The 25,595-nt window shown below is 39.5% G+C and carries 26 protein-coding genes; 15 read left to right on the top strand and 11 right to left on the bottom strand.

All coding sequences use genetic code 11. From position 1 onward, the window contains the following. Positions 1–38: 38 nt before the first annotated feature. The 6 genes from gyrA to dnaA form a co-directional block, all read right to left on the bottom strand. The gene (gene gyrA / locus ACZ5Q0_RS05845) at positions 39–2,477 is read right to left on the bottom strand and encodes a DNA gyrase subunit A (RefSeq protein ID WP_446818949.1); all 2,439 of its coding nucleotides are present in this window, start codon (positions 2,475–2,477) and stop codon (positions 39–41) included. Positions 2,478–2,493: 16 nt separating this feature from the next. Continuing rightward, a complete protein-coding gene (gyrB, locus tag ACZ5Q0_RS05840) occupies positions 2,494–4,401 on the bottom strand; it encodes a DNA topoisomerase (ATP-hydrolyzing) subunit B (protein ID WP_446818950.1) in 1,908 nt (635 codons plus the stop codon). 4 nt (positions 4,402–4,405) lie between these two features. After that, positions 4,406–4,657 carry an extracellular matrix regulator RemB gene (remB, locus tag ACZ5Q0_RS05835; protein ID WP_446818951.1) on the bottom strand — a complete coding sequence of 84 codons (252 nt, stop codon included), beginning with the start codon at positions 4,655–4,657 and terminating at the stop codon, positions 4,406–4,408. A 4-nt stretch (positions 4,658–4,661) separates the two neighbouring features. Beyond that, positions 4,662–5,759: a DNA replication/repair protein RecF gene (gene recF, locus ACZ5Q0_RS05830; protein ID WP_446818952.1), complete on the bottom strand. Its 1,098-nt coding sequence runs from the start codon at positions 5,757–5,759 to the stop codon at positions 4,662–4,664. Positions 5,760–5,792: 33 nt separating this feature from the next. Continuing rightward, positions 5,793–6,932, bottom strand: coding sequence for a DNA polymerase III subunit beta (dnaN, locus tag ACZ5Q0_RS05825; RefSeq protein WP_447182255.1), 1,140 nt, complete (start codon positions 6,930–6,932; stop codon positions 5,793–5,795). 294 nt (positions 6,933–7,226) lie between these two features. After that, the gene (gene dnaA, locus ACZ5Q0_RS05820; RefSeq protein WP_446818954.1) at positions 7,227–8,540 is read right to left on the bottom strand and encodes a chromosomal replication initiator protein DnaA; all 1,314 of its coding nucleotides are present in this window, start codon (positions 8,538–8,540) and stop codon (positions 7,227–7,229) included. 224 nt (positions 8,541–8,764) lie between these two features. Here dnaA and rpmH point away from each other — a divergent pair, with 224 nt between their 5' ends. The 11 genes from rpmH to ACZ5Q0_RS05765 all read left to right on the top strand — a co-directional run bounded on the left by rpmH (position 8,765) and on the right by ACZ5Q0_RS05765 (position 18,127). Then, entirely contained in the window at positions 8,765–8,935 is a 171-nt protein-coding gene (gene rpmH / locus ACZ5Q0_RS05815) for a 50S ribosomal protein L34 (RefSeq protein ID WP_447182254.1), read from the top strand. Positions 8,936–8,988: 53 nt separating this feature from the next. Continuing rightward, positions 8,989–9,324, top strand: a complete 336-nt coding sequence (rnpA, locus tag ACZ5Q0_RS05810; protein ID WP_446818957.1) for a ribonuclease P protein component — start codon at positions 8,989–8,991, stop codon at positions 9,322–9,324. After that, positions 9,321–9,527 carry a membrane protein insertion efficiency factor YidD gene (yidD, locus tag ACZ5Q0_RS05805; RefSeq protein ID WP_446818958.1) on the top strand — a complete coding sequence of 69 codons (207 nt, stop codon included), beginning with the start codon at positions 9,321–9,323 and terminating at the stop codon, positions 9,525–9,527. The genes rnpA and yidD overlap by 4 nt, the downstream gene beginning before the upstream one ends. A gap of 101 nt (positions 9,528–9,628) precedes the next feature. Further along, on the top strand, positions 9,629–10,432 hold the full coding sequence (locus ACZ5Q0_RS05800) for a YidC/Oxa1 family membrane protein insertase (protein ID WP_447182253.1): 804 nt from the start codon (positions 9,629–9,631) through the stop codon (positions 10,430–10,432). Further along, complete coding sequence (gene jag, locus ACZ5Q0_RS05795) at positions 10,389–11,018, top strand: RNA-binding cell elongation regulator Jag/EloR (protein ID WP_446818960.1); 630 nt, start codon at positions 10,389–10,391, stop codon at positions 11,016–11,018. Before ACZ5Q0_RS05800 ends, jag begins: the two co-directional genes overlap by 44 nt. Before the next feature lie 132 nt (positions 11,019–11,150). Continuing rightward, entirely contained in the window at positions 11,151–12,530 is a 1,380-nt protein-coding gene (gene mnmE, locus ACZ5Q0_RS05790; RefSeq protein WP_446818961.1) for a tRNA uridine-5-carboxymethylaminomethyl(34) synthesis GTPase MnmE, read from the top strand. A 24-nt stretch (positions 12,531–12,554) separates the two neighbouring features. Continuing rightward, positions 12,555–14,429 (top strand): tRNA uridine-5-carboxymethylaminomethyl(34) synthesis enzyme MnmG, encoded by a 1,875-nt coding sequence (gene mnmG, locus ACZ5Q0_RS05785; protein WP_446818962.1) that lies wholly within the window; start codon positions 12,555–12,557, stop codon positions 14,427–14,429. 9 nt (positions 14,430–14,438) lie between these two features. Continuing rightward, positions 14,439–15,092, top strand: coding sequence for a 16S rRNA (guanine(527)-N(7))-methyltransferase RsmG (rsmG, locus tag ACZ5Q0_RS05780; RefSeq protein ID WP_446818963.1), 654 nt, complete (start codon positions 14,439–14,441; stop codon positions 15,090–15,092). Positions 15,093–15,112: 20 nt separating this feature from the next. Next, complete coding sequence (gene noc / locus ACZ5Q0_RS05775) at positions 15,113–15,976, top strand: nucleoid occlusion protein (RefSeq protein WP_446818964.1); 864 nt, start codon at positions 15,113–15,115, stop codon at positions 15,974–15,976. A 548-nt stretch (positions 15,977–16,524) separates the two neighbouring features. After that, complete coding sequence (locus tag ACZ5Q0_RS05770; protein WP_446820802.1) at positions 16,525–17,286, top strand: ParA family protein; 762 nt, start codon at positions 16,525–16,527, stop codon at positions 17,284–17,286. Then, positions 17,279–18,127, top strand: a complete 849-nt coding sequence (locus ACZ5Q0_RS05765) for a ParB/RepB/Spo0J family partition protein (RefSeq protein WP_447182252.1) — start codon at positions 17,279–17,281, stop codon at positions 18,125–18,127. Before ACZ5Q0_RS05770 ends, ACZ5Q0_RS05765 begins: the two co-directional genes overlap by 8 nt. Positions 18,128–18,277: 150 nt before the next feature. On the opposite strand, the gene ACZ5Q0_RS05760 is transcribed toward ACZ5Q0_RS05765, so the two are convergent. The 4 genes from ACZ5Q0_RS05760 to larC form a co-directional block, all read right to left on the bottom strand. Further along, the gene (locus ACZ5Q0_RS05760) at positions 18,278–18,412 is read right to left on the bottom strand and encodes a hypothetical protein (RefSeq protein WP_464827291.1); all 135 of its coding nucleotides are present in this window, start codon (positions 18,410–18,412) and stop codon (positions 18,278–18,280) included. A 526-nt stretch (positions 18,413–18,938) separates the two neighbouring features. Then, positions 18,939–19,691, bottom strand: a complete 753-nt coding sequence (locus ACZ5Q0_RS05755) for a hypothetical protein (protein ID WP_446818966.1) — start codon at positions 19,689–19,691, stop codon at positions 18,939–18,941. Between the two features lie 30 nt (positions 19,692–19,721). Continuing rightward, positions 19,722–19,847 (bottom strand): hypothetical protein, encoded by a 126-nt coding sequence (locus tag ACZ5Q0_RS05750; protein WP_446818967.1) that lies wholly within the window; start codon positions 19,845–19,847, stop codon positions 19,722–19,724. A 485-nt stretch (positions 19,848–20,332) separates the two neighbouring features. After that, positions 20,333–21,535: a nickel pincer cofactor biosynthesis protein LarC gene (larC, locus tag ACZ5Q0_RS05745; RefSeq protein WP_446818968.1), complete on the bottom strand. Its 1,203-nt coding sequence runs from the start codon at positions 21,533–21,535 to the stop codon at positions 20,333–20,335. 127 nt (positions 21,536–21,662) lie between these two features. Between larC and ACZ5Q0_RS05740 the strand changes: the two genes are divergently transcribed. Genes ACZ5Q0_RS05740 through ACZ5Q0_RS05730 form a run of 3 tightly spaced genes read left to right on the top strand, consistent with a single transcriptional unit; the run spans position 21,663 to position 23,674 of the window. Next, complete coding sequence (locus tag ACZ5Q0_RS05740) at positions 21,663–22,598, top strand: peptidoglycan DD-metalloendopeptidase family protein (protein ID WP_446818969.1); 936 nt, start codon at positions 21,663–21,665, stop codon at positions 22,596–22,598. Between the two features lie 20 nt (positions 22,599–22,618). Continuing rightward, complete coding sequence (locus ACZ5Q0_RS05735; protein ID WP_446818970.1) at positions 22,619–23,008, top strand: bactofilin family protein; 390 nt, start codon at positions 22,619–22,621, stop codon at positions 23,006–23,008. A 15-nt stretch (positions 23,009–23,023) separates the two neighbouring features. Further along, positions 23,024–23,674, top strand: a complete 651-nt coding sequence (locus tag ACZ5Q0_RS05730; RefSeq protein WP_446818971.1) for a phosphoribosyltransferase — start codon at positions 23,024–23,026, stop codon at positions 23,672–23,674. Here the strand turns inward: ACZ5Q0_RS05730 and yyaC are convergent. Then, entirely contained in the window at positions 23,655–24,254 is a 600-nt protein-coding gene (yyaC, locus tag ACZ5Q0_RS05725) for a spore protease YyaC (protein WP_446818972.1), read from the bottom strand. The two genes, ACZ5Q0_RS05730 and yyaC, sit on opposite strands and share 20 nt — an antisense overlap. A gap of 246 nt (positions 24,255–24,500) precedes the next feature. On the opposite strand from yyaC, the gene ACZ5Q0_RS05720 reads away from it, so the two are divergent. Then, a complete protein-coding gene (locus tag ACZ5Q0_RS05720) occupies positions 24,501–25,595 on the top strand; it encodes a YkvI family membrane protein (RefSeq protein WP_464827270.1) in 1,095 nt (364 codons plus the stop codon).

The raw sequence follows: 25,595 nt of genomic DNA, 5'->3' as shown, positions 1-25,595 counted from the left end.
TAAAATTCTATTACATTTACCTGGCTTTGTATAGAGCTTTATTCTTCTTTTTCAATTTTAAATCTGGCCAGACTAACAATCCGGTCATTATCGGGCAAGCGCATCAAAAGTACCCCCCGCGAATAACGTTTTTGTACAGATATATCCTCAACTTGAAGGCGGATAATTTGACCTTCACCAGTTAGAATAACCAATTCTTGTCCCTCAGATACAATATTAAAAGCTACTACATAACCATTTCTTTTATTAATATCAATGGTTTTTAAGCCTTTTCCACCACGATGCTGGGTTTTAAATTCACTAAGTGGGACTCGCTTCCCAAATCCATTTTCTGTAACAACTAATACATCAGCACCTTCCCGGTATTTATCGACTCCTACCACATAATTATCGGGATCCAGACTAATACCTTTGACTCCAGTAGCTGTACGCCCCATAGCTCGTACCTGGTTTTCATCAAACATAATAGACAGACCCTTAGCAGTAGAGAGCATAATTTTATCGCCTTTTTCTACCCGTATCACCCCTACCAGTTCGTCTTCAGGTAAAATATTTAAGGCAATAAGACCATTCCTTCTTATATTTCTAAAGGCAGATAAGCTTACTTTTTTAACAATTCCCTGGCGAGTGGCCATAACCAGGTGGCGTTTATGTTCAAAGCGACGGGCTGCTACCATAGTGGTCACCTTTTCATCTGGTCGTAACTCCAGGAAATTAATGAGGGGCAACCCTTTGGCCTGGCGGGATGCCTCCGGTAATTGGTAGGCCCGGTTGGAAAATACCCGCCCCTGATTGGTGAAAAATAAAACATTAGCTAGTACACTAGTTACAATTACGTTTATAGAGAAATCCTCCTGGCGTATACTGGTTGCGCTAATTCCTTTTCCACCACGTTTCTGGGATTTATATGTGTCTAAAGGTTGTCTTTTTATATAGCCTCGGTTAGAAAGGGTTATTACTACCTCATGATCTTCAATGAAATCTTCCACATTGTATTCACCCGTATCATGACTAATTTCAGTACGGCGTGGATCAGCATATTTCTTTTTGACCTCGTTTAAATCATTCTTGATCATAGCCAGTATTCTTTCCGGTTTAGCCAGAATATCCTCGTAATCGGCAATTTTAGCCAGTAGAGCGTGATATTCTTCCTCCAGTTTACTTCTTTCTAAACCGGTTAATTGGGCCAACCGCATATCCAAAATAGCATTAGCCTGAATCTCGGTAAGTCCAAAGCGTTCTATAAGTGCCTGACGGGCATTTTCCCGGTCCCGGCTATTACGAATCAGTTCCACTATTTCATCGAGATTATCCAGGGCTATTTTCAGACCTTCCACAATATGCAAGCGATCTTTGGCTACTTGTAAGTCATAGCGGGTACGCCGGGTTAATACTTCCTGACGGTGTTCAATATAATGCAGTAAAACCTGTTTAAGGCTTAATACCTGTGGTTCACCATTAACCAGAGCCAGCATTATTACACCAAAAGTATCTTCCATCTGGGTACGTTTTATCAGGTGGTTAGCAATAACATTAGGATTAGCATCGCGACGCACATCGATAACGATGCGTATCCCGCGCCGATCTGATTCATCTCTTAAGTCAGATATACCATCAATTTTTTTATCTCTGACTAATTCTGCTATTTTTTCTACCAGGCGGGATTTGTTGACCTGGTAAGGTATTTCCGTAATTACAATGGCATTTCTGCCGCCTTTACGTTCCTCAATCGTATAACGGGCCCGCATTTTAATACTTCCCCGACCGGTTTCATAGGCTTTTCTGATGCCCTTAGTACCCATTATCAAACCCGCAGTAGGAAAATCTGGACCAGGTAAAACTTCCATTAACTCATCCAGGGTAACCTCGGGATTATCGATAACCAGATTCAAGGCATCAACTACTTCACCTAGATTGTGAGGCGGGATATTAGTAGCCATACCAACTGCTATACCAGCCGACCCATTAATAAGCAGATTAGGTATACGAGCCGGTAATACTACCGGTTCTTCCCGGCTATCGTCATAATTGGCCCGCCAGTCTACGGTTTTCTTTTCAATATCAGCCAGCATTTCAGAAGCAATTTTTGCCATACGGCTCTCCGTATAACGCATAGCTGCTGCTGAATCGCCATCAATAGACCCAAAGTTACCATGACCATCAACTAGCGGATAGCGCATAGAAAAATCCTGGGCCATCTTGACCATAGTTTCGTATATGGCTGAGTCTCCGTGGGGATGATATTTACCCATGACTTCACCTACAATATTGGCCGACTTTTTATGCGGTTTATCATGAGTCATACCCATATCATAAAGAGCATAAAGAATCCTGCGGTGCACTGGTTTTAACCCATCCCGAACATCGGGAATAGCCCGGGAAACAATTACACTCATGGAGTACTCAAGAAATGATTTTTTAACTTCTTTTTCTATGTCTATTTGTACAATGTTTTCGAATAGATTTTGTTCTGACAAAAAATATCACGCTCCACTATATATCCAGGTTAGTTGCATACCTGGCATTAGCCTGGATAAACTCTCTCCTTGGCTCGACATTATCACCCATCAAATCAGAAAATATTTCATCTGCTCGGATGGCATCTTCGACTGTGACCTGTAATATACGGCGCTTTTCAGGATTCATAGTTGTTTCCCATAATTGCTCGGGATCCATTTCCCCCAAACCTTTATAGCGTTGGATAGTCCACTTTTTCCCAGACTCTTTAATAAATTCATTCATAACTTCTTCATTATGAAAATAGTGAATTAAATTGCCCCGCTTTAAACCATATAAAGGCGGTTGGGCGATATAAACATAACCTTCTTCAATGAGTGGCCGCATATAGCGATAAAAAAAGGTCAGCAACAGCACCCGAATATGTGATCCATCTACATCAGCATCAGTCATTATAAACAATTTGTGATAACGAGCTTTTTTAATATCAAAATCCTCATCAATCCCAGTTCCCATAGCTGTTATTAAGGCGCGAATTTCTTCATTGGAAAGCACCCTATCCAGACGGGCTTTTTCCACATTAAGGATTTTACCTCGCAAAGGAAGAATCGCCTGAAAATTGCGGTCCCTGCCCTGTTTAGCAGAGCCACCTGCTGAGTCTCCCTCTACTATAAATAACTCACTTTCACTGGGATTTTTATTACTGCAGTCCGCTAGCTTACCTGGTAATGCAGTAGATTCCAATGCCGATTTTCTGCGGGTCAGTTCCCGGGCTTTTTTAGCTGCCTCTCGGGCACGCCGGGCTGATACCGCTTTATCTAATATTTTTTTGGCTATAGGAGGATTCTCATTTAAATAATCCTCTATATTATCATAAATAGCGCTCTCTACGATACCACGAATATAAGTATTACCTAGTTTAGTTTTGGTTTGTCCTTCAAACTGAGGATCTTTTACTAGTACCGATACAATAGCAGCTACACCTTCGCGGATGTCCTCCCCTGACAGATTAGTATCATTTTCCTTTAAAATACCATTCTTTTTGGCATAATCGTTTATTACCCTAGTCAGGCCATTTTTAAACCCTACCTCATGAGTTCCACCTTCCTGGGTACGAATATTATTAGCAAAAGAGTATATATTTTCACTGTAGCCATTATTATACTGCAGGGCTATTTTAACTACGACATCATCTTTTTTATATTCAAATGCTAATGGTTCCTCATTAATAACTTCTTTGTTTTTATTAACATAGTTCACGAAAGATTTAAGTCCTTCTGTGTAGTGAAACTCTATTTTAAAAGGTTCTTCTTCACGTTCATCAACAAAAACTATCCGTAAACCCTCATTGAGAAACGATAGTTCTCTTAGTCTTTGGATAATAATGTCCCGTTCAAAAACAGTCTCCTCAAAAATACCCGCATCCGGTACAAAATTTATACTGGTACCGGTATGATCAGAATCACCAATAACCGATAATTGATTAACCGGTGAACCATACTCATAATCCTGTCGGTATATTTTACCATCTCTACGAATAGTCACCTGCATATGACTAGAAAGAGCATTAACTACCGACAAGCCTACACCATGCAGTCCTCCTGATATGTTATACCCACTACCGCCAAATTTGCCTCCCGAATGCAGGGTAGTTAATATAACCTCAATAGCTGGTATACCAGCTACCGGATGAATATCTACCGGTATACCCCTGCCATTATCACAAACAGTAACACTGTTATCCCGGTTCATAATGACTTTAATACAATTACAAAAACCGGCTACTGCCTCATCAATACTGTTATCTACAATTTCAAAAACCAGGTGATGTAATCCTCTAGGTCCAGTTGAGCCAATGTACATACCCGGTCTTTTACGAACTGCCTCCAGACCTTCTAAAACTTGAATATCGGAGGCATTATAGCCATTTTCGATTCCTCGCACCTATTTACCCCTCCTTTTTATAATTGAGTGATCTCTTATGCAGGGTGGTTGAGGAAATGGGAGATAAATAAACATAATCGTCACAAATAACCAACGCTTTTTGTTTATCTTTTTCGCTTATATTAATAATTTTTTTATCATTTTTAGCGATTTCTATTATATCTTTTATATCTTCGGAAACCGGAGGTTCGATATTGAGAATGGCGATTATATCATTAGAAGATATGATGTAATTGTTGCCTAAGTGAATATACATGAATTTACTCCTTTCCTGTAATTATACCATTTTCTACCACGTACACTACTGCATCAGCATGGTTTTTCCATGGTTGAGTAGAGGTAAGAAACGTCTGAAATGAAACTTCTTGCATATATTTAAAAAGAAAATTTTTCTTTTCTTCGTCTAATTCGGCTAGCACTTCATCTAATAATAATACCGGATAAAATCTGTTTATCTCATAAATGGTGTTTATTTCAGCCAATTTTAAGGTAACCACAACATTTCTTTGTTGGCCTTGAGAAGAATAAAGACGTGCCAAACGATTATTCTGATAAATATGCAGATCATCTAAATGAGGACCAACCAGACTTCTTCTGCGTATCTCTTCATTGCTTTTTTTTAATTCCATCTGCTTTTTTAAGGCCTGATGAATAACATCCAGATTAATTTTACCATTATCGATAGGAAATGAAAGTGCATATCTGAGCTTAAGCTCGCTTGGCGAACCAGATAGACCAGCATGAATACCGTTAATCATCCCGTCTAGCATAGTAACCAGATTAATACGGGCCATTATAACCCGGGCCGCATATTCCACAAAAATATCATTGATTACTTTAAGGGTATGGGGATCTTTATTTTCTTTTTTTAATAAATAATTTCGTTTTTTTAATATTTTAAAATAGTTATTTAAATAATAATCATAATCAACACTAATCTGTTTGAGAATAAAATCTAAAAAATTGCGCCGTCTAGAAGGGGACCCTTTAATCAAATACAGATCGTCTGGAGTAAACATAACCACTCGCAGGCGATCTGTATGACTACGGTTGGTTTTGCGCCCGTTGATCTTATAATTTTTTCCGCCTTTTTCTTGATAAGTTACTAAAGTATCAATCTGTCGTTCCTGATAAATATGACGGGATTTTAGCTGATAATTATCAGCTTCATAATTAACCAGAGGATTATCTCCCGGGGAACGGAATGAGCTACCAGTAGCAATTACATAAATAGCTTCCAATAGATTAGTTTTTCCCTGGGCATTATCCCCGATAATAACATTAAGAGCCGGGGATGGTTTTATTTCCAGGGCTTTTATGTTTCTAAAATTATAAACCTGGAGTAATTGTAGTTTCAATGGGCAATCAGCCGCTCCTTAGTAAAAGTTTATTTAATTACTAGTACGTAAAGGTACCAGTATATATAAGTAATTGTCTTTTTCTGGATTTTTTATAAGGGCTGGCCCCAGAGACCCGGATAATTTTATTTCAATAGAATCACATTCCCCGGAAAATATTTTAACTATATCTAAAAAATAATTGGTATTAAAGGCTATTTTTATATTATTATCCCCATTTACATTAATATTTTCCAGGAATTCCTCCATTTCACCCATAAGTTCTGAATAAGTATTTATTATCCCTTCATTATCGCTAATAGTGAACTGAACATGAGGAATTTTTAATTTGTCATCAGTGGGCATTATCCTGGCTCTTTCCAGAGTAGTGGCCAGCACTCCAGGATCAATAGTCAAAGTGGTATTAAAACTGGTTGGTATTACTTGTTCATAGTTGGGATACTGTCCTTCTAGTAGCCGGGATAGTAATATAAAATTCTCTTGTTGGAAGATAACTTGATTTTCGTTAAACCCGATGTTAATCATTTCATCACTATCTTCCAGTATACGCAGTAGTTCATTAACAGTACGGGTAGGAATAATAAAACGGAACGGTTCTAAATTTTCATCTTCCAGATTATACATGTAGTAGGCTAAGCGATGAGTATCTGATGCTACTACTTTCAAAATCGGTCCAGGCAATATATCAAAAAGAACACCGGTAAAAACTGGCCGGAAGTGAGTTATAGCGGCAGCAAAAGCAGTTTTTCGTAGTGCCTCTTTTAAAATAGACTGTGGTATAGCCAGGCGATGGTTAATAATTTCAAAGGGTAAATCTGGATATTCGTGGTTGCTATAAATGTTTAAAAAACTGCAAGATCGGCCATAGTTAACATTAAGACGAGAGGTTTCCTGGTTAAGTTGTAATATAACTGGTCCATCAGGTAAAAGTTTAATGAGATCAGCGAAATAGTGGGCATTTATTAATACACTGCCTTCCTGTTCTATGGTTATTTGATCGGTAGAAGCTTTTATGCCTATCTCCATGTCAGTGGCAATCATAGTTAAACCATTATCATTATCAACTTTCAGGAGTAAACCAGAAAGTGCTGGTATAGTATTTTTGTTGGAAGCTGCCCGGTAAACTAACATGGTAAGAGCGGACAACTCTTTTTTTTCAATACTAAATTTCACTGCTGTACCTCCATTCAACGAGCTTGGTGCGACGGCGGTTTTTGTTATTCTTTATTATTTATAAGTTATTAGTAGTAACCGTAGTAGTAGCCTTGAATATGTGGATAAGCTATTGTATTTCAGAAAACATGAGAAAGAGAGACCGTGGATAGTGTTGTTGATAAATTGTTTTCTGAAGTATTAAAAGTAACACCAATTGTGTATAAATTTTTAGTTGCTGCTGGCTGAATATTTTCTTTAACCTTTATAAATAAGCAGTAAGAATCCACCTCCCCAGCACCTCTAAAAGACTGGTTAGTTATTTTTATAATTGGGATTTATCTTCTTACACAAGGTTTCAATAGCCGTAGCCAGTTCAGTGTCAGTTTTAAGTTGCTTTTCTAGTTTTTCGTTAGCATGTATAACGGTAGTATGATCTCTTCCTCCAAATTGATCACCTATTTGGGGGTAAGAGGCATCAGTAAGTTGGCGACATAAGAACATAGCTATTTGACGTGGGTAAACTACTTGTTTGTTTCTTTTTTTTGATAATAATTCACTCATTTCCAGATTGTAAAACTGGCACACTTCTTTTTGTATCATTTCGATAGTAATCTTCCGGGGACGGGGAGGAGGAAGAATATCTTTTAAGGCTTCACTGGCGGTATTCATATTTAAAGGTTTACTTGTTATAGTAGCATAGGCTACCACTCTAACTAGTGCCCCCTCCAGCTCACGGATATTAGAGTCTATATAATTAGCTATATAATCCAAAATATCATAAGGTATATTTAAATTCTCCAGGTCAGCTTTTTTTCGTAAAATAGCAATTCGAGTTTCCAGATCGGGAGGTTGAATATCAGTAATAAGACCCCATTCAAATCGAGAGCGCAAGCGATCCTCTAGAGTAGGAATATTGCGTGGAGGTCGATCACTAGATATAACTAGTTGTTTATTCGCTTCATAAAGGGTATTAAATGTATGAAAAAACTCTTCCTGGGTGCGCTCTTTACCGGCTAAAAACTGAATATCATCTATTAAAAGAACATCAATATTGCGATACTTGTTTCTAAAACCGGAAGTATTATCATCTTTTATCGAGCTAATTAATTCGTTGGTAAACTGCTCAGAAGACACATACATGACAGAATTATTATTTCCTTTAGAAATAATTTGATGACCAATCGCCTGCATAAGATGGGTTTTACCTAGTCCTACCCCACCATATATAAATAAGGGATTATAAGCACGGGATGGAGATTCGGCTACGGCATAGCTGGCCGCATGGGCAAATCGGTTGCTGTTTCCTACTACAAATGTTTCAAAGGTATATTTTGAATTTAATTGGGGTAAACTACCTTCCTTTTCTTTTACCGGTTCAGTAGTTAAAACCAGGGATATATCCTGGTTAGTAAGGCTACGCAGTTTAGTTTGCATATTCTCTAAATACCTGGATTCAATCCATTCTCTAGTTAAAGAGTTTGGAACGGTAACAAATATTTTATTGTTACGAAAAGTACTATATTTAGCCATAGAAAACCAAATATCGAAACTGGTAGCTCCTATTTCTTTACGCAAAAGTTGTAAAACGTCACTCCATATGTTGGCATAATCATATTCATAGGACATTAGGAATCCTCCTGTTGATTTGTGGAAAGATTTTCTGTTGATAAGACTGCATTTGTGGAAAACCCGGTGAGTTTATATATTATAAGAAGTAAAGGCTAAAAACAAGAGTCGTCGACCTTAAACTTGTCCACATATAAATTAATCATAGCAGATAAAATCTGTTAATAGAAGTATTTACAATCCGGTCATTCTTGACATGGACCCGGATTGCTCCATATAATAATATGGTGTCGTATTTAATAAGGAGGCTTATAAAGAAAATGAAAAGAACCTTTCAACCTAAGAACAGACAGAGAAAAAAGGTCCATGGGTTTCGGGAAAGGATGTCTACTAGTGGAGGTAGAAAAGTTATAGCAAACCGCAGAAAAAAAGGCAGAAAAACCATTTCCGCATAAGGTCGTGGCAAACGACCTTTTATTTTACGTATTTCAAAGTAGGAAGGTTTTCTATGCTAAGCAGAGAATTTAGAATAAGCAGGAGTGAAGAATATAATAATATCTATAAAAAAGGGAAAAAAATAACTGGCAAGTATATAATAATGTATATTGCATCCAATAATAAAAATATTAATTGTTTTGGCATAGTAGCCAGTAAAAAAGTAGGCAATGCCGTAGTACGTAACCGTGCTAAGCGGCTAATAAGAGCGTGTGTCCAAAATAACATGGAAAATTTTAGGATAGGTAATGATATAATTGTAATTGCCCGTTATAATATAAATCAAGCATCTCAAGAGATGCTTGATAAAGATTTAAAGATTGGAATGAGGAAGGCTGGATTAATGTGAAAAAATTATTTATCTGGCTTATAAAACTTTACCAGAAGGTTACGGTTTTAAAACCGAGATCATGTCGTTTTTACCCTTCCTGTTCTAACTATTCTATTCAAGCTATGGAAAAATATGGGACTTTAAAAGGGGGATGGTTAACAATTAAAAGAATTTGTAAATGTCATCCTTTTCATGAGGGAGGATATGATCCGGTACCCTAATTATAAAAGGGTATATAGAGAAAATCTCTTTAATTAACAAGGAGGTGAATTCCTGCTATCGTTGCTCCCGATAGGCAGGGTTTAATTTGTGGCATTCATTCGTGCAATGGTTTGCTGATGTAATTCAGTTTATGTATGGTCTAACAGGAAGCATTGGTCTGCCGAATTATGGACTGGCGATTATAATCATGACTATAGTGATTAAATTAGTCCTTTTTCCGCTGACGCAAAAGCAAATGAAGTCCATGCGTGCAATGCAGGAAATACAACCGAAGATTAAGTACATACAAGATAAATATAAGGATGACTCTCAGACCATGCAGACTAAAGTAATGGAACTTTATAAGGAGCATGGTGTAAATCCGTTTGGGGGCTGCCTTCCACTGCTGATTCAAATGCCAATTTTTATTGCTTTTTACCAGTCCCTTTTTAATTTCAATTTTAAAGTAGCAGAACATGCCAGCTTCCTATGGATACCCAATATAGGTTCACCGGATCCCTATTATATTCTGGCCATATTAGCTGCAGCTACTACTTTTTTACAGCAAAAAGTATCTATGGTCAACACCAAAGACCAAACCCAGAAAACGATGTTATATTTTATGCCTGTATTTATGGCATGGATTGCAGCCACTATGCCGGCTGGGCTTCCTTTATATTGGGTAGTATTTAATATTCTGGGTATTGCACAACAGCTATACGTGAATGCCACAGGTAAGCGAGTAGCTTTAGAAACTGGGACAGGTGTAAGGGTAGAAACACAGGTTGAAAGTACAGTAATAGAGAAAGAAAAAGAGAGTAAAACCGATTTAAAAACCAAGGCTAAGACAGCAGGGAGGGAAAAAGGAGGAAAGAGTAGTAATGGAAGTAAAGACACTCGAAAAAAAGGGAAAAAGCGTAGATGAAGCTATAAAAGCTGCCCTTGACGAACTAGGGTGTGAGATTGATGATGTTATGATTGAAGTTATTGAGGAGCCCACCAAAGGATTATTAGGATTTGTAGGCAAAAAGCCGGCAGTAGTTAGAGTTACCATGAGAGAGAAACCAGAAGAGGAAGCTCGCCAGATAGTAGAAGATATATTAAATAGAATAAAAATAGATTATAAAATTAATCGGGTGGAGTATGAGAATGGGCGAATCCGCATTAATATAATCGGTAAAGATATGGGGCTTCTTATTGGACGCAAAGGTGAGACCTTAAACTCGCTGCAATTTATAGTAGGTCTTATAATGAATCGTAAACGGGATGAAAAAGTAAGAATAATTTTAGATGTGGAGGATTATCGTAAAAAAAGAGAACAATCCCTAGAAGCATTAGCTTTACGGTTATCAGATAAGGTGAAAAAAACCAGAAAAAACGTGGTGATGCGTCCCATGAGCTCCCAGGAAAGACGAATCGTGCATACTGCTTTACAGGGTGATCCTCAGGTTACTACTTATTCCATGGGAGATGAACCTAACCGGAAGGTAGTTATTTCATTAAAAAAGTAAAATTAACTGATGTATTATAAGGCCCCATAAGGGGGCCTTTTTTAATGATAACTTATGTGTAGATTAGCTTTAATTTTGATAAGATATGTATAGCAAAACTAAGCTGTAAGTATGGTCAGGAGTTGATCTAAAATGATAAATGATGATATAGCTGCTATTTCTACCCCACCTGGAGTAGGCGGAATAGCGATTGTAAGATTATCCGGACCGGGAGTAATAGATAAAGTGCACCAAATATTTAAGCCTTTTCGTAATCAGGTTAATCTGTGCCAGAGGCCGAGTTTTAGCCTAACGTTGGGATGGATAATGGATGAAACCGGAGAGGCTATTGATGAAGTGCTGGTAGGATTAATGCGTTCACCACGCAGCTATACGGGTGAAAATGTAGTAGAGATTAATTGTCATGGGGGTTTATTACCTGCCCGGGGAGTTTTAGAAAGGGTAATGGAAATGGAAGTTCGCCTGGCTGAACCTGGTGAATTTACCCGCCGAGCTTTTTTGAATGGTCGGATGGATGTAATGCAGGCAGAAGCGATTATTGATATTATAAGGGCCAAAAGTGATAAAAGTATGCGCCTGGCCATGAAGAGTCTCAGTGGAAGCAATAGCAGATTGATACTCCAATTAGAACATAATATTATCCATGTGAATGCACTGCTGGAAGCAAGTATAGATTTTCCCGATGAGGTAGGGGATCCTGATTATAGTGAAATAAGAAACCTTTTAAAAGGTATAGTAAAAGATATTGATAACCTTATCAGGGCTAGTGATAGAGCTGAAATATACCGGACTGGTATAAGTATAGCTATAACTGGTAAACCAAATGTAGGTAAATCCAGTTTGCTTAATGCCTTGTTGCGAAAGGAAAAGGCTATAGTGACAAATATCCCGGGTACTACCAGGGATTTAATTGAAGATTATATCCATATAAAAGGTATTCCGGTTAAGATTATTGATACAGCTGGAATCAGAATTACCGAGGATCTGATTGAAAAAATAGGAGTAGAACGGTCCCGGGAAGTAGTTAGGGAAGCAGACTTGGTTATGTTTTTACTTGATAATGAGTCCGGTATTACAGATGAGGATATGGATATTTACCAGTATATTCATAAGTCCAAAGCTATTGTTCTAGTTAATAAAGATGATCTGGCTGAAAAAAATATTACTGAAGAGCAAATAAAGGCTGTATTTCAATGTGTACCAATAATAAGAATTTCGGTTAAAGAAGATATCGGCTTGGATGAACTGGAAGATACTATAGAAAATATGGTAGTTTCAGGGGAAGTAGGCAGCGATGATTTAGAGATTATGCTTAATATGAGACATAAAAAAGCCTTAAAAACCGCCCGCAAACATACCAAAGATGCACTAGCAGTTCTTGAGGAGGTACCTCTGGATTGTCTGGGGGTAGATATACAAGGGGCCCTGGAGGCCCTGGGACAAATAACAGGTAAAAATTTAAAAGCAGAGGTTCTGGAACGTATTTTCCATGATTTTTGTATTGGAAAATAGGGAATTTCAGTTGGGAGGCAAGCCATGATTTATAAGGCAGGAAGGTATGATGTAGTAGTAATTGGTGCAGGACATGCCGGATGTGAAGCAGCCCTGGCATCGGCCCGCATGGGCTGTAAAACTTTGTTGGCCACGTTGAGTATGGATGGAGTGGCTATGATGCCCTGTAATCCCTCCATAGGTGGACCGGCTAAGGCGCAATTAGTTCGGGAAATTGACGCTTTAGGCGGTGAGATGGGGGTAAATATAGATAAAGCTAATATACAGGTGAGGTTGATAAATACCGGGAAAGGCCCGGCCGTTCAGGCCTTGCGGGCTCAGGCAGATAAGTATGAATATCATAAAGAAATGTTAAGAACTCTAATCAATCAACCTAATTTAGATATAATGATGGCTGAAGTGGAGAAAATTGAAACCCGGGGGGGAAAGGTAGAAGCAGTAGTGAGCAGGACCGGGGCACGTTTTTATTGCCAGGCGGTGGTTATTACTTCTGGTACCTATTTAAAAGGACGCATTATTATCGGAGAATTAGCTTTCGATGGCGGCCCGGGCAACCAGTTTCCTGCAATTAAGTTATCAGAGTGCCTTATGAATTTAGGTTTCAAAATGGGTCGGTTTAAAACCGGAACCCCGCCCCGTATCAGTAAAAAAACAGTTGATTTTTCCAAAATGGTTGAACAACCTGGTGATGAAAGATCTTTACGTTTTTCCTATATCACTTCTGGGATAGATAGACCACAACTATCTTGCTGGTTAACCCATAGTACACTTGAAACCCATCAAATTGTCAGGAATAATCTGGACCGGGCTCCTATGTTTACTGGGGTAATCAAAGGTAAAGGACCGCGGTATTGTCCTTCTTTTGAGGATAAAGTAGTCCGTTTTGCTAGTAAAGATGCTCACCAGTTATTTGTAGAACCTGAAGGGCGAGCTACAGACGAAATGTATATTCAGGGTATGAATACCAGTCTTCCTGAAGATGTACAGGTACAGGTCTTAAAAAGTATACCAGGACTGGAAAACGCACGTATTATACGTACCGGGTACGCTATTGAATATGATTATATAGATCCGGCACAGATTAAATTAAACCTGGAAACTAAATTGGTAGAAGGCCTATTTACTGCCGGTCAAATCAACGGGACATCAGGTTATGAGGAAGCTGCTGCACAAGGTCTTATAGCAGGAATTAATGCGGCCCTTAAGATTCAAGGTAAAGACCCCTTTATTTTAAAGCGTAGTGAGGCTTATATCGGGGTTATGATCGATGACCTAGTTACTAAGGAGATTGATGAACCTTATCGGTTATTAACCTCCCGGGCTGAATACCGCCTATTATTACGCCAGGATAATGCCGATATCCGCCTAACAGAAAAAGGAAGAAAAATTGGACTGGTAGATGATAATAGGTGGCAGATCTATCAAGAAAAAATCGCCTTAATGGAAAAAGAGAAGGCTTATTTAAATGAGCATAGTTTTACCCCAGGTGATCAGGAAATTAAGGATTTTCTAAACCATATAGGCAGCTCTCCTTTACGGGATAGAATAAGTTTATGGGATTTACTACGCCGACCAGAAATAACCATATATGATTTTGTAAATAATGGCTGGTTGCGGGAATTAGATCTGGATATACTTGAACAGCTTCAGATTCAGGCTAAATATGAGGGATATATTCATAAACAGGTGGATCAAGTAAAGCGTTTTGAAAAACTAGAAAATCGATTAATTCCTGAAGATATCGATTATGATGAAGTTTATAGTCTTTCTAATGAATCATTGCAAAAATTAAAAATAATTCGACCAGCTTCAATCGGACAAGCAACACGTATTTCCGGGGTTAGCCCAGCAGATATAAATGTGTTAATGATTTATTTAGAAAAAAAAAGAAGGAAATAAGAGGCCGACATGGAATATAATGTAAACGTGACCAACTTTAAAAACCTCCTTTTAGAGGAAAATAAAAAGCAAAATCTAGTAAGCCGGCGTTCTATTTATGCTGAATTGGATAAGCATATTGAAGATAGCCGCCAATTATTGGAGCATATGCCTATAGGTAGACAGAAAGTTATTGATATTGGTAGTGGAGCAGGTTTTCCAGGTATGATTTTAGCCCTGGATTGTCCCCAGGCTGAATTTACACTGGTTGAGTCGGATCTTAAAAAAAGCCGGTTTCTTAAAAGGGTAGTAGCTGAACTTAATCTAACTAATGTGGAGGTGATCAGAAATCGTGTGGAGGAGCTGGGAAGGGAGTTAGATTACCGGGAGCAATTCGATATTTGCACCTGCCGGGCAGTTGCTTCTATGAATGTTATTTTGGAATATGGATTTCCGCTGCTAAAAGTGGGCGGTAAGATGGTGCAGTGGAAGGGGATTAATTATCAACAGGAGATCGGAGAAGCACAGAATGCCCTACGACTTTTGAGAGCAGAGGTTAGTGGTGTGGTACGGTATACACTTATGGAAGATAGGGATCGTGCTCTAGTAGTTGTTAAAAAATTAACAACTACACCGGAGGAGTACCCCCGTCGGACCGGTATTCCCACTAAACGTCCCTTATAATAAGGAGGTGGGGCCTAAAAGTGAGAAAAAAACTGGAGAAGATATTAGGAGTAAGCAGTCAAGGAAAAGTAGTTAATATACCTTTAGATCGCATACAGAGCAGTCCGTACCAGCCCCGTCGTAATTTTGATGCACGCGGGCTGGAGGAATTAGCCCAATCAATAGAAGCCTATGGAGTTATCCAACCCATCATTGTTCGCCAAATAGATGGGGATCTTTACCAATTAGTAGCGGGAGAAAGGCGGCTTAGGGCTTGTAGTATTCTGGGAAGGGATGAAATCCCCGCCATCATTCAAGACATGAATGATGAGAAAGCGGCGGCAATATCATTAATTGAAAATTTACAACGACGTGAATTAAACTATTTTGAAGAAGCCAATGCCTACAGTGTACTTATAAATTCATTTGGAATGACCCAGGAGGAAGTGGCTAAAAAAATCGGGCGTAGCCAATCGGCTATCGCTAATAAAATGCGGTTACTAAAATTACCGGAAACAGTGCGCTGTCTTATAACACCTAGTACTATCAGCGAAAGACATGCCCGTGCCCTGCTTAAACTCAATTCTGCCGAAATGCAAATGGAAGTATTACGCCAAGTTTATGAAAAAGAGCTTACTGTAAAGGAAACCGAAAAACTGGTGGAAGAGTTAAGTAGGCATAATATACCACGTGAGGAAAAAAGAAAAGAAAATGGACAACAAAATGTATCCATGATTATAAGGGATGCCCGGATATTTATTAATACCATTAAGGAAACTGTTAAGCGGGCCCGGCAAACTGGAGTAGAAATATCCGTAGTTGAAAATGATAGTGAAGATACTTATAAAATGGTTATACATATAAACAAACAAAAACGAACTTTAGATAGGATTGCACAAGGATAGCAGTTGTCCTCAGGGTCAATTTTTTCAAATGAGGTTGATAAGGTTGGAAAAGTATCTCATAGCACTTTTAGTGGGATGGGATACTTTTTTAATGAATAGCTTCCTTTTTCCATCAGGTTTATAAACCTGATGCCATTGAAACAAGGCTAATACCTTTACCAGTGGTAAAGAAAGCCGAATAGGTATCACGGATGTAGTTGGGTCTTAAGAAGGCCTTTAAAACCGGATTTTTTAGTCAAGTCCAGTTAGTTTACTGGTAAACTAGTGTGTAGAATAAATCTTAGCACTGGTTTTTTGCTGGCGGATAGGTATCGGATTAATCAGGAAGTAGTTACTTTAACTAAGATTAGTAGAAAATGCCTATTTCCTGTTGATTTCTTAACTTTGCTTTTAAAAACAAGGTTAAATGTGTTGATATTAAGTATGTTTAAGGGCTTAAAATCATTTATCATTTATAAGTGAGATTAAATAAAAACGGCGAGGGGAAGGAATTGAAAATTTTTCGCAACCAGGGTCTAAACCGGGATGGTAAAAAGGTAACTAATGAAATGGGTAAAGTTATTGCCATAGCCAACCAAAAAGGGGGAGTGGGAAAAACCACTACGGCAATTAATTTGAGTGCTTGTATAGCTAACGAGGGCTACCAAGTACTGGTAATTGATTGCGATCCCCAAGGTAATGCCACCAGTGGTCTGGGAGTTAATCGAAAAAGATTAAAGACTTGTGTATATAATATGCTCATCGATGGGGTAGAGGCAGAGAAAGTTTTAACTACCACCCGGGTAGACCGGCTTAATCTTATTCCTGCTACCATCCAATTAGCTGGAGCGGAAGTTGAGCTAGCCGTGCGGGATCAGCGTGAATTTATCATGAAGAGAAGTATAGAGTCCATCCGGGAAGACTATGATTATATATTTATTGATTGTCCACCCTCGCTGGGGTTGTTAACTATTAATGCTCTGGTTGCCTGTGACTCGGTTATGATTCCTTTGCAGTGTGAATATTATGCATTAGAAGGCTTGAGCCAGTTGTTAGACACCATTAACCGGGTAAGCAAAGGTCTTAATCGATCTATCAAAATTGAAGGAATAATATTTACCATGTTTGATGGACGTACCAATTTGTCCATACAGGTGGTTGATGAAGTAAAGAAGCATTTTCGCAAAGAGATTTACCGGACTATAATTCCTCGTAATGTTCGCTTAAGTGAAGCGCCCAGCCACGGAAAGCCGATTATAGTTTATGATCCCAAATCCAAAGGGGCAGAAGTATATACAGATCTAGCCAGGGAGGTGCTAAAACGTGCCTAAGAAAGAAAGGGGTCTGGGCAGAGGATTAGATGCCTTGTTGGCTGATACATATGTAGATGAAGATAAAATCAGCCAACTGGAAATTGAATTAATTACTCCCCGTCCGGAACAACCCAGGATAACCTTTAATCAGGAATCACTGGAAGAACTAGCTCAATCACTCCGAGAACATGGCATGCTGCAACCAGTTTTAGTTAGGACGACAGAGGATGGTTATGAACTAATTGCTGGGGAGAGACGTTGGAGAGCTGCCCAGATGGCGGGAATGGAATCTATACCAGCGGTGATAAGGGATATTGATGACCGAGAAGCAGCTGAAATAGCATTAATCGAAAACTTGCAAAGAGACGATCTTAATGCCATCGAAGAAGCACGGGCTTACCGGACTATAATGGACAACTATAGTTATACCCAGGAAACTTTGGGGGTACGAGTAGGTAAAAGCCGGTCACACATAGCTAATACACTTAGGATACTAAACCTGCCGGATGAAATTATTACCATGATCGAAGGGGGAGAAATAGCAGCGGGACATGCCCGGCCGCTCTTAGCTATTAAAAATAAACAGGCGCAAATTGAAGCAGCCCAAAAAATAGCAGCAGGTAAATGGTCAGTTCGTCAGGTAGAAGCCAGCCTTAGTGGTAAGAATAAAACAAAACCCAAAAAAACTACAGCAACTAAAAGTGTTGAAATTGAAGAAATGGAAGAGCGACTGGAACAATTTTTTGCCACCAAAATACGTATTATCCCGAAGAATCGCGGTAAAGGCGGCAAAATAGAAATTAGTTACTATGATGAAGAAGACTTGGATAGAATACTAGAAGTTTTTGAAAATGCATAATATGTTTCATGTTTCACGTGAAACAAAGGGGACAGTGGGACAGGTTTACTGTCCCACTCCACGGAGGGACAAGAAGAAACAAAGGGCAAGTGGGACAGTAAACCTGTGAACTGCACCCCGCCAAGTAGACAGGTAAAAAAATAAAAATTACTAGAGATGGACTCCGTTTTGGTGTCCATCCTTTTTATGAGCTTGTTTGGATAAAAGATGGTCGTGATACTCACAAGGTACCATGCATCCAAGCTTGACTTGGACTTGTAGCCGATCATAGTTGTAAAAATGGATATAGTCTTCGATAGTAGATTCAAGTTCCTCAAAGGTCTTGAAATTGCCTAGATAATGTCCCCTTTGTATTTTTCCTAATTACCGGTGTGATGGGCACCTTTCCGGGCAGAAAATGAGGTACAATCGGGCATGGTGACAAATCCTAGCACACGGTAATCCAGGCCCAAACGTTTATAAGTCAAAATATTTACCAGAATGGAGCAGGCGGGATAACCTACAAACAATTTCCCATGTCCCGGGGTAAAAACCGTAACATATAAGGGGAATCGGCGTAAACAGGTTTGATTTGCTAATTCTGTGGGCCTGCTAGTTCAAGACCTTCACCGCTTTCGCAATGGTTTATCCCTAAGCATTTTTTGCAGAGACTCGATTTAAATATACGTCACACTATCAATTACCACTGTGGAAAACTAAATATCATCCTTCCAGGATAAGCAAAGATCATACAATTTGACTATCTTCAAGCCATGGTCTGTGAATCGCAATACAAATATATTGTCTCCTACGCTGCGAATAATATCAGATTCTACCAGTTCACTTTCACGATACTTATAATATTAAAGTTATGGTCCAGTAATAAAAAACTGTCCCGAATCCTTATCTTATCTCCAGGAAGCATTTCAACAGTCCTGGCCAGATATCTACCGCCTTCCATCAAGCCGTAAATTTGAGATCCGATTAGATTGGCACTTATTTCATGATTAGTATGCACCGCAAAACAACGTTTCTTTCCGCCATACTCAGCTACGGTAATTCTCATTCCGTTGATGTATTGCTGGCCATCCATAATATGTTCTACGTAGAAGAATTGCTGGTTTCCGATAAAATAACCCCGGATTGGTTCTTTTATAGATATGACATTACCGCCCGATAGGTCCAGTGTCAAAATATAGTAGCCAAAATCTGATTGATCTAAAGCTGATACAATCAAAACATCTTCTGAACTGGCATAAAAACTATTAATCAGGCCGGTATCGGATATCAATGATTCCTCACCAAAAGCTGAAATATTCAGTATCTCATTTTGATTGGTCTTTATTAGCAACTGCCGGTTGCCGTCGAGAAGATAAAAGTATCCTTGGTTATCAGCTGTCAACATATAGGGGGAAAGACCGTGCTCTTCCAGGCCATAATTATATATGCCCAGCAGTTCGCTCTGGGGAGAATACTCATATATACATTTCGAAAGCTCCAATAGTAATAGATTCCCTTCCGAGGTAACAGTAAAATCCCTTATTGCCGGTCGTCCATCGTGTTCAGAATAATTAAAATTAAGCACGGGATGGTCTTGCTTGGAAAGAGTAATACCCTAAAAAACCGTTTCCTTAATCAAATCGTCCTGCTCGCCCACCAAGTGGTTATTTTCCTCTCTATAGCAGGCGCTTACAGATAAGGGCAGTAGAAGTATCATTAAAACAAGGACCAGCTTTTTCATAGGCTTTACCACCTTCTGCCGGGTTTATAATCCATCAACCACACTTGTTGGCCGGATTACAGGACAGTGGCGGGACAGGATTTTGCTGTCCCGCCACTGTCCTGACGTTGATAATAATAATGCAGAATTAAGCCATGGTAATGCAGAAAATGAAAACGGTGACGAGACGTTCGGGAACAGCTCAGTTAAAGTACTGGAGTCAATCGATCATTAGGTTGCGAACCGTTTTATGTAAGCCAGCAGTTTTTCCCGATAGTTTCCTGACTTTTTATTAAAAATCCAGTTTCTTTTTGGGCGCTTTTTTCCATTAAGAAGCCTTATACTACACCACCATTAGCCTGAAAAGCCTCATTTCACACCTGATTTACACGATTGCAGTGTTCTTGACCTTAACCTGGATAATAAAATATGGTTGATGTCGGCCTGTGGGTACTGGGGGGACAGCAAACCTGTCCCCTTGTCCCTTCCTTGTCACGTTGGGGGGGCTATTTGTGAGTAGCTAAATATTCATAAGCCAGGTGATTAAGTGTTAGATATACATTAGGTAAAGGTATATTGTGCTGGCGAGCAATATTGGCACATACATCATATTCAGGCTTAAAACGCTGCTGCCCGTTGGGAAGTACTGCTACTTTAACCGGAACAGCACCCCAGGGAGAGGAGACAGAAATTGTTTCACGTGAAACAATTAAGCGCTCCTGGGAGGAAATTCTTACACCTAAGGAGGTTGTCTGCTCGATTATTAGTTCTGAAACCTCATGGATTTTTTCCTCATAGCAAAGAACTGACAATAAAAATCCGGGACGGTTTTTCTTCATAAAAACCGGTGTAGTAAAAAGGTCGATTACTCCCTTATTATGGATAAGCAAATCATATAGGTTAGAAAAAAACTCCGGGTTCATATCATCTAGTAAAGCTTCTACAGTGACTATAGAATCATGGTTTAGTTGGGGGGATTCTTCTTCAATTAAAACGGCACGAAGCAGGTTAGGAATTCCATCTGCACGGGACATACTGCCGGCGCCATAACCTATGGAAATGGGAGTACAGCGAGGAAGGGGACCATAATTATCTACCAAGGACCGGACTATAGCGGCACCGGTAGGTGTTACTAACTCCATTTCACAATTAGTTCCAAAACAGGGAACCCCGCAAAGTAAACGAGCCGTAGCGGGAGCCGGTAAAGGATAAACTCCATGGCTAATGGTAATCATGCCACGGGGCCAGGGCAAAGAAGAACTAACGACCTTGTTAACATTAAGTGATTTGAGACCATAATAGGTAGAAACTATGTCAACAATGGTGTCAACCGCCCCGATTTCATGAAAATGTATTTTATCAATACTAGTGTTATGTATATGGGCTTCCGCTTCGGCCAGGAGTGAAAAGGTTTTAATACAACCATTAAGAATATCGGGATCCGGGAGACGATTACTTAATAGATCTACTATGTTCTGATAGTGGCGCATAGGCTGGTTAGTTTTATCTACTACAATAAAACGAGTGGCTGAAATCCCATTTACCACAGTTTTTTGGGGTTCCAGGACTACGTCCAGCTTTAAACGGGCAATATAATCAGACAGGCCTTGAAAATCAAGTCCCAGATCCAACAAAGCAGCAGTGAACATATCGCCGGCGATACCAGAAAAACAGTCTAAATATAATGTTTTTGCCAAGGGGGTATTCACAAGCAGACCTCCTCCACATGTCAATCGATTTTACAAACGTCGAAAAAATTGTTATCATTGCAGAAAATAGTAAATAACCAAGTGTTGGATAAATAGTCAATATAATTATACACCGGTAGGGGAGACCATGAGAAAAAAACGACTTAAAAAGAATAAATCTGCACAGGATCCACTTACATTTATTATCCTGCCGGCGCCTGTAGCCCGTCCCATACGAATAAGTATATCGAAAAATACGCTAAAGATAGGTGCAGCTCTGGCAGCTTTATTTATAATATGTTCTGGGTTTATCTATTTTAAATATTTTACTAGTCAAGCGGATTATCGCCAGGTTAATCATATTAAAGAGCAGAATCAAGAAAAAGATAATACTATTACCCTTCTTACACAGGAAATAGAAGAATTGGAAAGCCAGCAGGAAAAGCTTTCCGCTAAGCAGAGAGAAATAAGGAAATTAATGGGAATAAAAAGTGAAGACCGGCCAATTGTTGAAACCTCCCGGGGAGGAAGGGGAGGCTACGATGCCATAAGACCTAATGATAACCATTCACAGGCTATGGTTAAAATCCACAACCTTAAAACCAAAGTAGATCGGGAAGAAAAGGAACTGGATGAGCTGATAGCCCGGGTGAATAATGATGCCAGTTATTTCCGGGCGTTACCTAATCAGTGGCCGGTGATAGGAGATATTAGTTCTCCTTATGGATGGAGAAAATCACCATTCGGTGGTCGTAGTGAGGGCTTTCATGATGGAATAGATATTGCAGCAGATGTAGGGACTCTGGTGATGGCTGCTGGTGATGGACAGGTTGTATATGCCGGCTGGAAACCTGTTTTTGGGAAAACTATTGTCATAGATCACGGCCGGGGTATGCAAACCCTTTATGGTCATAACTCTGAACTTCTGGTAAGCGAAGGTGATCAGGTTCACAAAGGAGACATGATTGCCAGAGTGGGAACTACTGGGAGAAGCACCGGGCCCCACTTGCATTTTTCAGTAATAAAAGGGGACAAATCTCAGGATCCTATGATTTATCTACCTGATCCGGAACAAGTAGAGTGATAGAAATGAGGAGAATTAAATTGCGCAGAAAAGAGCCAAATTACCAGAATATTGAAAGCTTAATCTCTCAAGGTATGGAAATCAAAGGAGATGTAATTTCCCAGGGGTCCTTACGTATAGATGGTAGTGTTGATGGTAAGCTAAACATAAAAGGTGACTTGATGGTTGGAGAAAAAGGGCGAATAAAGGGTGAGGTCCAGGTAAAGAACCTGATATTGGCAGGAAGAATTGAAGGTAATGTGCTGGTATCGGGTCGGTTGGAAATAACCGCTACAGGAGCACTGCATGGGGATGTAAGTTGTGATATTATGATCATAGAAGAAGGCGGACTATTAGATGGTACATCAAAAATGAAAAGACCTCAGGATGGCGCAGATAAAAACGTACCTGGCAAAAAGGTTAAGGAGTAAAGGTAGGAGAGGACGTTGTTTACTAATCGCATCGAGGCAGGATATAAACTAGCCCAGGCAATCGCTCAAAACGCTATCGAATTTGATATAGTATTAGGTATACCCCGCGGAGGAGTAGTTACTGCCGGGGTAATAGCCCGGCAGTTTGACTGTGATATGGATATCGTTGCATCTCGCAAAATAGGCTCTCCTAATCTTCCCGAATTTGCAGTGGGGGCGGTAAGCCCCGATGGTAAAATTTTCGTTCATCCCAGGTTGAAACAAAATAACAATTTTGATGATGAAATCGTGGCCCAGATCGCCCAAAGGGTACAGGGAGAAATAAATCGGCGTTGTCGTATGTTTAGGGGCAACCGGCCTCCGGTGCTATTAAAAGACCGTAAGGTATTACTAGTTGACGATGGAATAGCCACTGGTTTTACAGTTTTAGCATCAGTGGATTACATAAAGAGAAAAGGGGCTAGCAGTATTGCCATTGCTACCCCGGTTTGTCCACAGGTTGTCTTTGAGAATCTTAAAGAACAGGTAGATCAGATTATTGTATTACATACTGAGGAAACTTTTTATGCGGTCTCCCAGTATTATGATGATTTTTCCCCAGTAGAAGATGAAGAAGTAGTTACTATTTTAATGGGTCATCGCCCCTTTATGAATGAGCCCGGCTAGTTATAGGCCGCAGGTGGTTCTCATAACGGCACTGGGCTAAGTAAAGACCTTTAGCGATTGTATCAGCCATGCGGTAAACGGTATTTAAACGAGTATTTTGTAATACCATATGCTCTAGGAACCCCCCCACATTTACCACTCCGGAAATATGAAAGTCGCCAACCTCTGGAAGCACTTTCTTTAAAGCCGTTCCTGGTTTTAAACTCCCTCGTTGTATATTTATAAAACCGATACGATCAGATTTGCCCAGACAGGCATCTACAGCTATGATTAGTGGTTGATAAAAGCGTTGGTTAATATTGTCTAGAACCTGCTGCATGTTAGTAGCATGAGTAGGGTATTCCAGTGTGCCAAAAATATTAAAATGGTTATTGAACGCTTGCAGTCGTGTACCTACCAAAGGTCCTAAACAATCCCCCGTGGCCCGATCAGTTCCTATACACAGGTAAAGTATTTCCCGGGAATAATCAGGATTTTCCTCGCACATTAAAGAAAAGAGCGCATTTTCAATATGGGAGAGGGAGAAGGGATCCTGGTAGTGATATGATGAACATGGGCCTTTTTCCTTTATGGGCTGCAATCGATTACCTCCTTAAAAATAATACTTTAGTGTTCTGGTTTCGTAGCTGCCAAAGCCCCGGCCAAAAGAATTATTTTGGTTATTCCTTCCGCGGAGTTTAAAAATGATCATCATCAAAGCCCTGGCTAAGTGAGTTTTTTGGGTACCACTTATATCATTCTTGACCATTGGCAATATTTTTATGCTGTAAATGTGTCCCTGATTGAATAAATATTTTAATAAACCGTAAATCAGGGGGAAATATGATTGAAATCTTTTCAGGCTCGGCTGATGTTAATAATGGGCTACCTGGGGGCGGTAGTAGGAGCGGGATTTGCCTCGGGACAGGAAATAGTTCAATTCTTTGTAACTTATGGTGCCTTAGGGTGGCGGGGTACCATTCTGGCACTAGTTATGTTTATGGTGTGTGGGGGGTTGCTGCTTAATTTAGCTCATCGTGCTCAGGTATCAAACTATCAATCGTTGTTAACCTACATATTGGGTGAGAAACTCGGTATAGTAGTAGATTTTTTATTGGCCATATTCCTCTTTCTAGGGATAAGTACCATGCTATCAGCTAGTGGAGCAGTATTTTATGAACATCTATACTTACCCAAAACTATAGGTATTTTTTTAGCCTATTTATTAGTAGGCTTTTTTTTATTATCTGGGAAAAAGGGTATGATCTATTCATATAATTTTCTCGTACCAGTAAAGTTAATATTATTTCTATTAGTCTCCGGGTATGCTGCCTTGTTTTTTGACAGGACCTATCTTGAAATGAATACGGTAGTTATAAGTTCGCATAATATACGTTCATGGGGAATCGCTAGTTTATTATATGTAGCCTACAATTTTGCTTTAGCGATGGTAGTACTTATTGAATACCAGTCAGTAACTGCCCGGCGTGACGGGGTAATAGGGGCAGTCTGGGGAGGAATTATTTTAGGAATACTGGTCATGCTTAACTATACTGCTATGTTTAAATTCCTCCCGGCCGTACTGGAGTATGAGGTACCTATGCTTTATGTGGCAGGTAAAATATCCATCCCCGCGAAATTAGTCTACACTTTGATGCTATGGCTTGGAATTATCACGACTGCCATAGCTTATACTTACGGGTTTGCCCAGCGATTAAGCAACTTTACGGGCCTTAAGTATGGACTATGTTTGATTATGAGTATAACCCTGGCCCTACCCTTAGGCATGCAGGATTTTTCCATTTTGGTGGGACGAATTTATCCGGTTTTTGGAATATTAGGAGTGTTTATTTTAGCTGGACTTATAGGCAAGAGCGCTCAAGACATAGGTAAGGAGATATATTATAATATAGGGCAGTTATGGAATGCTCCAAGGAGGTAA

This window comes from Syntrophomonas erecta subsp. sporosyntropha, assembly GCF_055395365.1.
The sequence above is the reverse complement of the archived record's forward strand: the minus strand, read 5'-3'. Positions and strand labels throughout refer to the sequence as shown.